12 protein-coding genes are annotated in these 12,825 nt (G+C 56.8%); 6 read left to right on the top strand and 6 right to left on the bottom strand.

All coding sequences use genetic code 11. From position 1 onward, the window contains the following. Positions 1 to 13 precede the first annotated feature (13 nt). Both CVE23_RS15330 and CVE23_RS15325 read left to right on the top strand, forming a co-directional pair. Positions 14 to 2,071 (top strand): beta-galactosidase, encoded by a 2,058-nt coding sequence (locus tag CVE23_RS15330; RefSeq protein WP_100849851.1) that lies wholly within the window; start codon positions 14 to 16, stop codon positions 2,069 to 2,071. 117 nt (positions 2,072 to 2,188) lie between these two features. Next, positions 2,189 to 2,503, top strand: a complete 315-nt coding sequence (locus tag CVE23_RS15325) for a PTS sugar transporter subunit IIB (protein WP_039691037.1) — start codon at positions 2,189 to 2,191, stop codon at positions 2,501 to 2,503. Between the two features lie 402 nt (positions 2,504 to 2,905). Here the strand turns inward: CVE23_RS15325 and CVE23_RS15320 are convergent, their stop codons facing one another. Next, the gene (locus CVE23_RS15320) at positions 2,906 to 4,177 is read right to left on the bottom strand and encodes a maltoporin (RefSeq protein ID WP_100849850.1); all 1,272 of its coding nucleotides are present in this window, start codon (positions 4,175 to 4,177) and stop codon (positions 2,906 to 2,908) included. A 267-nt stretch (positions 4,178 to 4,444) separates the two neighbouring features. Here CVE23_RS15320 and CVE23_RS15315 point away from each other — a divergent pair, with 267 nt between their 5' ends. Beyond that, positions 4,445 to 5,518, top strand: coding sequence for a LacI family DNA-binding transcriptional regulator (locus CVE23_RS15315; RefSeq protein WP_100850483.1), 1,074 nt, complete (start codon positions 4,445 to 4,447; stop codon positions 5,516 to 5,518). A gap of 96 nt (positions 5,519 to 5,614) precedes the next feature. Here CVE23_RS15315 and CVE23_RS15310 read toward each other — a convergent pair whose 3' ends face one another. Then, positions 5,615 to 6,523 (bottom strand): LysR family transcriptional regulator, encoded by a 909-nt coding sequence (locus tag CVE23_RS15310; protein WP_038919743.1) that lies wholly within the window; start codon positions 6,521 to 6,523, stop codon positions 5,615 to 5,617. Positions 6,524 to 6,658: 135 nt separating this feature from the next. Here CVE23_RS15310 and CVE23_RS15305 point away from each other — a divergent pair, with 135 nt between their 5' ends. From CVE23_RS15305 to CVE23_RS15295, 3 genes are all read left to right on the top strand, one after another. Beyond that, positions 6,659 to 7,270 (top strand): FMN-dependent NADH-azoreductase, encoded by a 612-nt coding sequence (locus CVE23_RS15305; protein ID WP_100849849.1) that lies wholly within the window; start codon positions 6,659 to 6,661, stop codon positions 7,268 to 7,270. 139 nt (positions 7,271 to 7,409) lie between these two features. Then, positions 7,410 to 8,270: a pirin family protein gene (locus tag CVE23_RS15300; protein WP_100849848.1), complete on the top strand. Its 861-nt coding sequence runs from the start codon at positions 7,410 to 7,412 to the stop codon at positions 8,268 to 8,270. A 24-nt stretch (positions 8,271 to 8,294) separates the two neighbouring features. Continuing rightward, on the top strand, positions 8,295 to 9,410 hold the full coding sequence (locus CVE23_RS15295) for an NAD(P)/FAD-dependent oxidoreductase (RefSeq protein WP_100849847.1): 1,116 nt from the start codon (positions 8,295 to 8,297) through the stop codon (positions 9,408 to 9,410). A gap of 192 nt (positions 9,411 to 9,602) precedes the next feature. Here the strand turns inward: CVE23_RS15295 and CVE23_RS15290 are convergent, their stop codons facing one another. The 4 genes from CVE23_RS15290 to CVE23_RS15275 form a co-directional block, all read right to left on the bottom strand. After that, positions 9,603 to 9,791 (bottom strand): YjfB family protein, encoded by a 189-nt coding sequence (locus CVE23_RS15290; protein ID WP_033112380.1) that lies wholly within the window; start codon positions 9,789 to 9,791, stop codon positions 9,603 to 9,605. Positions 9,792 to 10,056: 265 nt separating this feature from the next. Continuing rightward, positions 10,057 to 11,178: a ribosomal protein uL16 3-hydroxylase gene (locus CVE23_RS15285; RefSeq protein WP_038919739.1), complete on the bottom strand. Its 1,122-nt coding sequence runs from the start codon at positions 11,176 to 11,178 to the stop codon at positions 10,057 to 10,059. A 248-nt stretch (positions 11,179 to 11,426) separates the two neighbouring features. Then, the gene (locus tag CVE23_RS15280; RefSeq protein WP_100849846.1) at positions 11,427 to 12,407 is read right to left on the bottom strand and encodes an NAD(P)H-quinone oxidoreductase; all 981 of its coding nucleotides are present in this window, start codon (positions 12,405 to 12,407) and stop codon (positions 11,427 to 11,429) included. Positions 12,408 to 12,476: 69 nt separating this feature from the next. After that, positions 12,477 to 12,809: a carboxymuconolactone decarboxylase family protein gene (locus CVE23_RS15275; RefSeq protein ID WP_038667222.1), complete on the bottom strand. Its 333-nt coding sequence runs from the start codon at positions 12,807 to 12,809 to the stop codon at positions 12,477 to 12,479. Between the last annotated feature and the right edge of the window lie 16 nt (positions 12,810 to 12,825).

Genomic DNA, 12,825 nt, shown 5'->3' with positions numbered 1-12,825 from the left:
TTAAGGATGTTTTATGAAACGATTTCCGCCTTTGAATCCGAAGGTCGATGGGTTATTACATGGCGCTGATTATAATCCGGAGCAATGGGAGAATTACCCCGGCATTATTGACGACGATATCGCCATGATGAAACAGGTAAAATGCAATGTAATGTCGGTCGGTATTTTCAGCTGGGCCAAACTGGAGCCGCAGGAGGGCGTGTACCGGTTCGACTGGCTGGATGAGGTTCTCGATAAATTATACCGGCAGGGTATTTCGGTGTTTCTGGCGACACCCAGCGGCGCACGCCCGGCCTGGATGTCGCAACGTTACCCGGAAGTGCTGCGCGTAGGGCGCGATCGGGTGCCGGCGCTGCACGGTGGTCGTCACAATCACTGCCTGTCATCGCCGGTCTATCGGGATAAGGTTCAAAAAATCAATACATTGCTGGCGGAGCGCTACGGGCGTCACCCGGCGGTGATCGGCTGGCATATTTCCAATGAATACAGCGGCGAGTGCCATTGCGAGCGCTGTCAGCGGGCGTTTCGCACCTGGCTGCAGGCGCGTTACCAGACGCTGGATAACCTCAATCACGCCTGGTGGAGCGATTTCTGGAGCCATACCTACAGCGACTGGTCACAGATTGAATCGCCGGCGCCGCAGGGCGAAGTGTCCATTCACGGGTTGAACCTTGACTGGCGACGCTTTAATACCGCGCAGGCGACCGATTTCTGCGCGCAGGAAATCGCCCCGTTGAAGCGGGTGAACCCGGCTATCCCGGCGACCACCAACTTCATGGAGTACTTTTACGATTACGACTACTGGCAGCTGTCGCGCGTGCTGGACTTCATCTCCTGGGACAGCTACCCGATGTGGCACCGGGACAAGGACGACGCCACGCTGGCCTGTTATATCGCCCTGTTTCACGATCTGATGCGTTCGCTGAAGCAGGGCAAGCCGTTTGTGTTGATGGAATCGACCCCCAGCGTCACCAACTGGCAGCCGCTCAGCAAGCTCAAGAAGCCGGGTATGCATATTCTCTCCTCGCTGCAGGCGGTGGCCCACGGCGCGGATGCGGTGCAGTACTTCCAGTGGCGCAAGAGCCGCGGCTCGGTGGAAAAATTCCACGGCGCGGTGGTGGATCATGTCGGCCATGTTGATACCCGCGTCGGCCGCGAAGTGGCGCAGCTCGGCCAGATTTTGTCGCAACTGGATGCGGTGGCGGGCAGCCGGGTAGAGGCGCAGGTAGCGATCCTGTTTGACTGGGAAAGCCGCTGGGCGATGGATGATGCGCAGGGGCCGCGCAATGCCGGGTTGGAGTACGAAAAAACGGTGGCGGAACACTACCGCCCGTTCTGGGAGCAGGGGATCGCCGTCGATGTCATCAACGCCGACGGCGATTTCAGCGGCTACCGGCTGTTGATTGCGCCGATGCTGTACATGGTGCGGCCGGGGTTTGCCGAGCGCGTCGAGCAGTTTGTGCGCCAGGGCGGGCACGTGGTGGTGACCTACTGGAGCGGCATCGTTAACGAAAGCGACCTGTGTTATCAGGGCGGATTCCCCGGCCCGTTGCGCCCGGTGCTGGGCATCTGGTCAGAAGAGATCGACTGTCTGGCCGACGGCGAATATAACCGGGTGTTGGGGCTGGCGGACAATGATATCGGGCTGAAAGGGCCGTATCAGGCGCGCCACCTGTGCGAGTTGATCCACCTTGAAGGCGCGACGGCGCTCGCCAGCTACTGCGACGATTTCTATGCCGGCCGGCCGGCGGTGACGGTAAATCACGTCGGCGCAGGGAAAGCCTGGTATGTGACCTCGCGTAACGATCTGGCGTTCCAGCGCGATTTCTTTGCCGCCATCATGCGTGAGCTGGCTCTGCCGCGGGCGCTGGATATCCCGCTGCCGCCGGCGGTGACGGCCCATCGCCGTACCAACGGCGACGAAGAGTTTATCTTCATCGAAAACTACAGTGCGTTGCCGCAGCCTATCCAGTTGCCCGCCGGGTATAGCGATATGCTGACCGGGTTGCCGCTGGTGGATGTTGTCCTTTCCGCCTGGGATTGCCGGGTGATTCGTCGCCGTCTGGTCTGACGGCGTTCAGCCTGCGCCCATCGCCGCTGCCGGCATGGGCGCTTTCTTCTGGGCGATGAACCGCCACGCCGGCGGGCGTCGCCGCGTACCGTACGATACCTTCAGAGGAGTATGCTCATGGTCAGTCTGCATTCTGTTATGCGTTATTTTTCGCATCCGAAACCGACGCCGGAATTAAGCGACGACGATAAACAGCAGATTCAGCGTCTGCTGCGGTTATTTGGCGGGCGGGATAATATCGAGCAGGTCGATGCCTGTATTACCCGGCTGCGTGTGACGGTAAAAAACCTGAGTCTGGTTGATTCACAAGGATTACAACAGGAAGGCGCGTTGGGCGTCATTATTCTTGGGCAACAGGTTCATGCCATATTCGGTAAGCAGTCGGATGCCTTACGTAAGTTACTGGAGGAACATTTCTCCCGGCCGGAATAGCCGCACCGTCAATAAAAGTCATTAAATTGAGTCAGATAATAAATACAAAATATACGGATATACCCAAAATAATTCGAGTTGCGGGACAACACGCTGGCGTGTTGAACAACGCAACGCGTTGGCCCTTTAGGGCAAGGTTCAGAATGAGCCTTGTAACGCGGCAACCGAGTGAATCCCCAGGAGCTTACATAAGTAAGTGACTGGGGTGAGCGAGGGCAGCCAACGCACCTGCAACTTGAAGTATGACGGGTATAAATAAAAAAGAGGATAACCCGGCGATTATCCTCAAAACGATTACAGCGATATCGTAATTAAACAGGGAAAGCAATAATGATGAAGAAAAACAATGATGAAAATAAACGTCCGGAGAAACGCAATATCTGTGGCGATTAGCACCGGGTATTACCACCAGGCTTCCACCTGTACGCCAACGTTCCAGGTGTTATTGGCGGTGCCGTCTTTGAACGGTTTGCCGTCCTGACTGTCGTTCAGATAAGAGGTGTAGAGGCGCAATTCCGGGCGCGACATAAATGCCGGGCCTGCCGCCAGCGCCAGCGCCAGTGTGTATTTCTCACCGCTTTGTTTAAACGAGGTGCCGTTTTTGAAGTTGTCTTTCTGGGTGAAGGCGCCCACTTCGCCAATGCCGCGCACATAATCGGTAAACTGGTATTGCAGGCGTCCTACCAGCGACAGCAGCCGGGTTGTGTCGGTCGCTTCGTTGATGTGGTTAGCCGAACCCCAGGTCAACACGTGGTTGAACGATAACCGACTGGTGAGCGGGATCAGGCCGGTGTTGATGGCGCGATAACCGGTGGCGCTGTTGACCTGATTCCACATGTCGTACCAGCCGCCGCCCTGCGACACCATGTTTTGCGCCAGCCCTTTGTTGGCGTACTGCAGCACCACTTTGTTATAGCCGCCCAGCATGTCCTGACTGATTTCGCCGGTCAGCATTACGCCGTTGTCCGCGTCATACAGGCCGCCGAAGTCTTTCTGTTTTTTGGTGGTGTTCGGCATGGCGTAGTCGATGCCGAATTCCGTCCAGGCGCCTTTCCAGGGTTTCAGCCCGGCATAGCGGATATCGGCATAGTTGATGTTGACGTTGCTGTTGCCGTTGATGCGGTCGTCAACCGCGTTGGCGTCGCCGCGGATCCAGGCGACCGAAAGCGCGCCGGGGCCGAGCGTATAGTTTTCGATCCCGGCGCCGGAACCGGAGATATTCCAGTATTTGGTATCGATAATGTGCAAATCGTGACGCTGATAGTAGCGTTTACCGCCCCAGATTACGGCTTTAGGGTCGCCGGGGACCAGCCCCTTGATTTGCAGGTTCAACTGGCGCAGGCCGAACTGGGCGTCATCGCCGATGGTGGTTTCGTTATCGTTGGAGCCATCCGACACCATGCTGACCATGCTGTCGACGTAGAAACTGACGTCGTTTTTCTTGTACACCTCCGAGCCAAGTTCTACTTCGCCGTAGGTATCGTTTTCGTTACCCAGACGGCCCACTTTGTTTTTTTGCCATTGCGACATGCCGCCATCATTGGACACCCCCACGCCGCCGCGCAGATAGCCGTGAAAATCAATGGGGACGGTGGTGGCCTCTGCTGCCAGCAATGCCGGAGAGGTTAGTATGGCGGTGAGTGCGGTAGAGAGAGTAAGGAGTTTGGTGTTCATGGTGGCCTCTTGTTGTTATGTATTACGTTCACATTACGCATTCAATAAAATGCCTAAGCGTAAATACGAGCAACGGATTCGTTGTTTTATTGTGATTTAATGCAAATAAATCATTTTGTTTTGTAATGATTGGTGATGCGTGTCACGGGTTTTTGATATGTGAGCGTAATACTTGCATGTAATTTGGCCTGAGTGGGGTTCAGAACATGGTTTTTTCGCCGGGCCAACTGCTACAATCCCGGTAAAACCATGATGGGAAACCTGACCATGAAGTCGAAAAGCGCTACGTTAGAAGATGTTGCCCGCCACGCGGGTGTTTCTTATCAGACGGTATCGCGGGTGCTGAACAAATCTGCGAATGTCTCCGAGTCCACGCGCCGCAAGGTAGAGCAGTCCATCGAGCTGTTGCGTTATGTTCCCAACCGGCTGGCACAGCAACTGGTGGGTAAACAGAGCATGACGATAGGGCTGGTGACCACGTCGCTGGCCTTGCACGCGCCTTCGCAGGTAGCGGCGGCGGTGAAAAGATATGCGAATATGGAAAGCTATCAGGTGCTGATTTCCATGATTGATGAGAACGTCAATCATAGCATTCAGGATTCTATCAATGAACTCAAGTCACAGCGGGTTGATAAGGTTATCATCAACGTGCCGCTGGAGACGGAAGAAGCAGAGCACATCGCCGCCGACAATGACGATATTCTCTGCTTGTTTCTGGATGTTGACCCTTACAGTTCGGTATTCAACGTGTCGTTTAATCCGGCGGACGGCACGCGGGCCAGCGTGAAGTATCTGTATGAACTGGGGCACCGCGACTTTGCTTTACTGGCGGGGCCGGCCGGTTCGGTTTCGGCGCGCTTGCGACTGAAAAACTGGCTGGAAACCCTGGATGGGTACGGCCTGACGCCGACAACGGTGATTCACGGCAATTGGGATGCGCAAAGCGGCTACGCCGGCGCACTGCAGATGCTGCGCGAAACGCCGCAGTTCAGCGCGGTGCTGGTCGCCAACGATCAAATGGCGCTCGGCGTCTTGAGCGCTTTTCATCAGAATCAGCTGACCATCCCCGGCCAGAAATCGGTGATTGGTTACGACGGCACGTATGAAAGTTCGTTTTTCCATCCGGCGCTGACCACCGTCTCGCTGGACCTCGACCTGCAGGGCAAGGAAGCGGTGCACCGTCTGCTGAACGCCAACGACAGCGACATGCAGCGATCGTCGTCCATCCTGCCGGCCAGGCTGGTGATCCGTAATTCCACCGGCCCCCGCATTGATGAACAGCGCGATTTACAGCAAATCGCCGAAGAACTGCGCTTGATTGCGCATCGGTTGAGTCAGTAGCATTTTGCGGCACATCGCGGCTGGCGTTGTCGCCAGCCGATCAGGGTAAGGCCGGGCGTATGCTGCCCTGTCGTTAGGTGCGCTAAACCCGTGCGTTCAGACCGGGCGATGGCGGGAACAGGCGGTCATGCGTTCGATAAGCCAGCGGCCTGCGGGGCCCGGCGGGTTATCAATGCGGTACACGGCCGACATCAGCATGGACGGCTCGCTGACCGGTTCATCCTCAATGGTAAGCTTTACAAGGCGTCCGCTCTCAAGGTCCGACTGGATGGTATGCATCGGCATGCCGCCCCATCCCAACCCATTGAGCAAAAAAGCATGTTTGGCAAACAGGTCCGCCAGCCGCCAGGTTTTGGGGGACATGACGCCAAACTCTCGCCCTTTGGAGTGCTCAGAGCGATCGGTCAGTACCAGTTGGACATGGTTGGCGAGTTCCTGTCTGGGGATCGGCCCCTGCAACGCGGCGAGCGGGTGGTCCGCGGCGGCGACCATAGCGAAGGCGACGCGGGCTAAGGGTTCGGTGACGATGCCCGGTGGCGTCACCGGAAGAAAACCGACGATGCCGACGCTGGCGTGCCTGTCCAGTACCGGCTGATACGCCGCTCCCAGCGCTTCAACATAGACGCGTAATGGCACGTCGGGAAACTGTTCACGGAACGCTTTGGCCGCGTCAGTCAGCACGTCAATCGGGAAGAAGACGTCGACCACGACGGTCAGTTCAGGCTCCAGCCCGGCGGCCATGCCTTTGGCGCGTGATTTCATGGCGTCAACGCCGGCGACGATATTGCGGGCGTTGGACAGTAACGCCGTCCCCGCCGGCGTCAGCCTCGGGTAGCGGCCGCTGCGATCAAAAAGCGTAACATCAAGCTGCTCTTCCAGACCGCGTACCAGCTCGCTGATGGCGGACTGCGCGCGCCTGAGCCGACGCGCCGCCGCCGAGAAGCTTCCTTCATCAACCGCAGCAATGAATGTTCGTAATTGATCCAGCGACACGCCATCGAGCATAGGGAATCCTGATGTATCTGATATGGAGATGGTATATATAATAATATAACGTCTATTCAGATTATTTGCAGGGTGAAATACTCCAGTCGTCATCCATACGCCGGCCTGTTCCGGCCTTGTTCAGGAGATCTACCTGTGAGCATTCTGCATATTGATTCCAGCATTCTCGACAGCCATTCCGTGAGCCGCCTGCTGTCAGCCGACATTGTGGCCAGACAACGCGACATTCATCCGGAGAAAACCGTTATTCGTCGGGATCTCGTCGCTGACGCGGCATTACATCTGTCCCCCGACCATCTCGCCGTTTTTCAGGGCGGTACGCCGGGCACGCCGGCGCTTGGTCAAGATATCGTCCTTGGCGGCGTTTACATCAACGAGTTGTTCGCCGCCGACGTCATCGTCATCGGCGCGCCGATGTACAACTTCTCGATCCCTTCCCAGCTCAAAGGTTGGATCGACCGCGTTCTGGTCGCCGGGCGTACCTTCCGCTACACCGAAAACGGGCCGGAAGGACTGCTGCCGGCCGGCAAGAAGGTTTTCATCGCCTCGGCGCGCGGCGGCATCTACAGCGGCGCCAGCCCGGCGGCTCAATTCGATCATCAGGAACCCTATCTGACGGCCGCGCTCAATTTCATCGGCCTGACCGATATCACCATTATTCGTGCGGAAGGTCTGGCGCTCGGCGATGAAGCAAAAACCGCGGCGATTGCCAGGGCCAGAGCGGAAATCGACGCGCTCATCGCCTGACTTACCGCCCGGAGGGAGCGGTGTTGCACGGTGCCGGCCTGCCGTTGATGGCTATCGGCACCGCCCGATCTCGCTTCCCGTTTCAAAAAATTGCTTTCCGCTGCAAAAGACGGTTCTTCGCTGCAAAAAGGTATCGCTTATGGCACATCATCAGGCTTTCTCTGCGACAACGCGCCCCATCGTTCACCGCACTTCGGGTCAACGCCTTGGTCCTCTCACCCGGATGATGTCACCGGGCGATCTGGGGCAGTGGGTCAAGCCGTTCGTTTTTCTGGATCTGTTCGAGTCTGTGCCCTCAACCGGCACGGGGTTCAGACCGCATCCGCATTCGGGTATTGCAACGCTCACCACTTTCCTCGAAGGCAGCATGACCTATGGCGATACCACCGGAAAACAGGGGGCGATGACCGCGGGATCGGTCGAGTGGATGCGTGCCGGCAGCGGGGTGTGGCACGCCGGCGAGCCTGCGCCAGACCACATGATGCGTGGATATCAGCTCTGGATTGCGCTGCCGCCATCGCTTGAGCTTGCGCCTGCGCAGAGCCTGTATCTGGAACCGGAACAGATCGCGCGCGACGGGCCGGCGCGCATCCTGCTTGGTCGCTATGGCGACAAAGTCAGCCCGATTCCGCTGCCCGTGTCCATCACCTACCTTCACGTCCGACTGGCGGACGGCGAACGCTGGACCTACCAACCCGCCGCCGATCACGATACGGCGTGGCTGGCGCTGAACAGCGGCAAGCTGCATGTCGGCGGTACGGTGCTTGAGCGCGAACTGGCGGTGTTCGCGCAAGGTAATGAGGCAATCGGGATGACGGCCGAGGGCGAGGTCGAGCTGGTCATCGGTTCAGCGGCTAAACATCCGCATCCGCTCGTGATGGGCGCGTATTCAGTTCACACCTGTATCGAGGCGCTCGCCGAAGGCGAACGTACGATCAACCAACTGCAACACAGCCCGGCGTTCGCCGCGCTTAACCGCCGCGAAGCGCGGTGGTCATAACGTCATTTAAAAGGAACTGTCTGTATGCAAAAGAAATCTGTCCTTGTTATTGGCGGTGGGGCGGCAGGGCACCAGATCGCTTATCAACTGCGCGATGCGGCGAACGTGACCCTCGTTGATCCCAAAACCTACTGGGAAGTGCCGATGGCGGTCCCGCGTTTGCTGGTCGCTCCTGACAGTCTGCCGGCGCAAATCCCTTATGACAGCTTCATCGGCACGGTGCGGTTCATACAGGGTAAAGCGGTGGGGTTGACCGACCACAACGCGCACGTGGCGCTGACGGATGGCAGCGAAGGCACGGTGTCATTCGATTATGCGGTGATCGCCACCGGGTCAGCGTATATCGATCCGCTTATCAAGGCCCAGGCGCCGTTGAGTACAAGCCGCACCGCCGAAATCCGGTCGATGCACAAACGTCTGCGGGAGGCACGCTCCGTGGTGGTGGCGGGGGCCGGGCCGGTTGGTATCGAGATTGCCGCAGAGCTGTGCGAGGCGTTTCCCGATCTGGCAATCACCGTGGTTCACAGTGGTAAGACGGTACTGAATAGCGCACCGGACAAATTTCCCCAATGGGCGGAAAAAGATCTGCGCGACAAAGGCGTTAAATTTGCGCTCAACGATCGCGTTGTGCTGCCCGCGCCCGGTGAACAGCCTGTGGACGGTAAGGTCGTCACTCACTCGGGACTTATGCTCGCGGCCGATGTCGTCATCTGGGCGGCGGGAGCGAAGCCGGTGACTGATTTTGTGGCCAGATCGTGGCCTGAGGCGGTGCAACGCAACGGCTTGATCAACGTCGATCACTATCTGCGTGTGGAAGGTCATGACCGGGTGTTCGCTGCCGGTGATATTACTAACCTGCCTGAAAACCGGCTGGCGATTATCGCCGGGCTGCACGCCAAATCGATTGTTGCGAACATCAAGCTGTTGATAGCCGCGAATCAGCCGTCCGAGGCCAGGCTTAAACCTTACAAACCGGTACAGCCCGGTAAAGGCATGGGTAAAGTCATGGTGGTCACGCTTGGCCGCAACGACGGTCTGACTTCGCTACCGTTCGGTCAATTCCGGGCGCCATTTTTCGCCCGCAAGATCAAAGCGCGCGATATGCTGGTGGGGATGTCACGCAAGGCCGTTGGCCTTTGACAAAAGGATGTGTTCTCGTGTCACTGTAGCCATCAGAAAGCGGATTATTTGCGGGAAATAATCATGTGAATCAAATAAATGAATAGCAGCTAGTTGAGTAGCTGCTATTTGTCTGCAACACCGCGACTGGTTTGGCAAACGACGATGTGTTTGCCAAACCACGACGTGTTCGTCAAACCACGATGGAAGCGATTATGCCGTGGTGTTGATGTTGCGGCCGATTGCCGGATTAGCGGGCAACTGCGGAATGGACTGAATGAGACTGGCTACCGTATCCTTCTGATTATCCAGTGATTTCTTCAGAACACTCGTACTGATCTCGCTGCTCAGTTGCATGTTGCTAAGACCGGTGGAAAGTGATGCGATCTGTGAAACATCCATCTTGGTTATCCTGTTTCTGCGTTTGAAGAGGCCCGATATGCAAGGGGGAATTCCCTGCCCATCAGTACACCGATGAGCTGGCGGCATATGCGCCAGCTTTTTTATGGTATCGGTTTTTTCTGTTCAAACTTTAGGCTAGCAGACAGAGCACATTACCGCCGCTCTTTTCATCTCATCGCACTATCTTTATCAGCGAGCTATTTTTCTCAAAGAACCATTTGTCTCGACGAACCATTTGTCTCGACGAACCATTTGTCTCGAAGAACTATTCGTCGAAGAACCAGTAGCCTTGATTAACCAGCTCGGTCAGTTCCGCAACGAAAGCCGGATTGCGCAGCGCCTCGCCGAGTTCCTTTTTCCCGAGAGTGGTGTAACGGCACAGCGCATCGGCGGCTTCCGGGGCGACCGTTTCCAGCCTTTCGCTGTTGATGAAAAAACTGTCGCCGATATGCAGCACCCGCAGTCCGCTTAAGCGGGTCAGGATTTCGCCGGACATCAGGGCGTCGGCAATCTCATCCGGCTCATAGGGCGGCTCTGCGGGGGCGATATCCAGCTCGTGGCGCGGCGTCGTCACGAAGCGACCGAACCACTGTTTAAAGTCTTCCGGCTGATTGAGCATGTCGATCATCATCGCGCGCAGGCGGTCGAGCTCATACGCTTCCACCCGGCCTGGATGTTCCCGGCAGGTTAAATCAGGGTCGCTGTAGTGCTCGCCGCCGAGATCGTTTTCCAGCGCATAGTCGGCAAAACTGCTGATTAAATCCCTGCCGTTTGGCCCGCGGAAGCCGACCGAGTAATTGAGCGTGGTTTCAAAGGTGAAGCCGTCGTGCGGGAAGCCCGGCGGAATATATAAAATGTCGCCCGCTTCAAGCTCTTCATCGATGATCGGCGTGAAAGGATCAACGTGCAGCAGCGCCGGATGCGGGCAGAACTGCCGCATCGGCAGCTTATCGCCAACGCGCCAGCGGCGGCGGCCCATCCCCTGAATGATAAACACGTCGTACTGGTCGATATGCGGTCCGACGCCGCCGCCCGGTACGGAAAAGGAGATCATCAGGTCGTCTAAACGCCAGTCCGGCAGCACGCGAAACGGACGTACCAGCTCGGCAGACGGGGCATGCCAGTGATTAACCGCCTGGGCTAACAGCGACCAGTCGGTTTCCCCTAAATGATCGAACTGCTCAAACGGCCCGTTCCACGCCTGCCACTGTCCATTAACATGGCTGACGATGCGGCTGTCCACCTCCGGCTCCATCGCCAGTCCCGCCAGTTCATCCGGCGTAATGGGGTCGACGAAGTTCGGGAACGCATTTTTTAATACAACAGGTTGTTTTTGCCAGTATTTTTCTAAAAATTCGGGCCAGTTAAGGTTAAGTTGATAAGCCATACTTTCACACCAGTGAGAAGACAAACGGGCCTGATTATAAAGAGGCTAACGTCCGTACCGCCTTGTCATTGGTCAAGATCGCGCGCTCGGGGAATCATCATGTGGTGGAAGACCGGTTATGGCTGGAGCAGAATCGTGGCGGAGAAACGCCATCTTATACGAGGGGGCGACCATGCCTGTATCAGTCTAAAAGCCCGGTCTAGACCGGGCATAGCAGATATCAACCTGGATCAGGCAGTGGCTCAGCGTCAGGCCGTTAATACGATTTTCCCGACGTTAAGGCCATCCTCCATGCGCTGATGAGCAACACTGGCCTCTGCCAGAGGGAATACGCTATCAATAACCGGTGACAACCCATCTTTGCCGAAATGAGACAGCCAGCGCGCTCTGAACCGCCGGGACATCTCATGCTTCACATCCTGGGAACGCGATTTCATGACCGTTCCGATGATCTGCAAGTGACGATAAAGAACACGATCCAGCGGAAGTTTCGCGTTTTCAATGCCCCCCATAATGCCAATCTGTATCAGACGTCCACCGAAATTGAGTGAATTCACATTACGTTCCAGGTAGGACGCACCAATAAAATCAAGGATGAGATCCACGCCGCGGTTATCGGTCAGATCGGAAACGACGTTGGCAAAATCCTCTTTAACGTAATCGATGGCATGGTCCGCCCCCATGCGATGGACAAGCGCGTGCGCCGTCTCCTGGGCGGTGGTGATGACCGTCGCACCGACCGCATGAGCCAGTTGCACCGCAGCACCGCCAACGCCGCCGGCGCCGGCATGAATGAGGACGGTTTCACCCGCTTTCAGTTTACCAAGATGGATTAACGCTTCATGTGCGGTAACAAAGGTCTCGGTAATGGCGGCTGCATGAATATAATCAAGACTTGCCGGGATGGGCATCGCCATACGGTAATCAATGCGGGAAACCTCGGCATACGCACCGCCACCGACGATCCCCATCACTCGGTCGCCGATGGCATACCCCTTAACCTGATCCCCTACCGCAATGACATCACCGGCGATTTCGAGACCCATGATGGTTGAGTCGCCAAAATCCGGACGTCCATATCCGCCTTTACGATGCGTCAAATCGGCACGATTAACGCCAGCGGCACGTGTCCGTACCAGCAGGTCATTGGGACGAATTTCGGGTTCCGGAACCTCACGGAGTTTGAGCACATCAGGTGCTCCAAACTGGTCAAAAATGATTGATTTCATGGCTGTTTCCTGTGAAAAAATTGGTTTAAACGGGGTGCCGGCATAAATGGATATACCGGCAGGGTATGTTCAGGCTGCGCCGTCCTCGCTGAATGTTGCGTTCGCGACTGCCGATGCGGTGATGGCGGCAGGAAAGCCTGCGTAGAAAGCCAGATGGGTGATGACCGCGCTGAGTTCTTCCCGGGTCAGCCCATTTTCAATACCCCGACGTAAATGGGCGGGCAGTTCGTTCGCATGATTCAGGGCGATCAGGCAGGCGATGGTGATCAAACTGCGATCGCGGGGAGCCAATGCCGGGTTAGTCCAGACCTGAGAGTACAGCGGCTGTTCGACAAAATCAGACAGCTCGGGAGTGAAGGGCCGGGCGGCAGCGCGGGGACGGGTAAAATCAATCGCTTTCATGGTGTGTTCCTTATCT

This window comes from Dickeya fangzhongdai (assembly GCF_002812485.1).
Lineage (GTDB): Bacteria > Pseudomonadota > Gammaproteobacteria > Enterobacterales > Enterobacteriaceae > Dickeya > Dickeya fangzhongdai.
The sequence above is the reverse complement of the archived record's forward strand: the minus strand, read 5'-3'. Positions and strand labels throughout refer to the sequence as shown.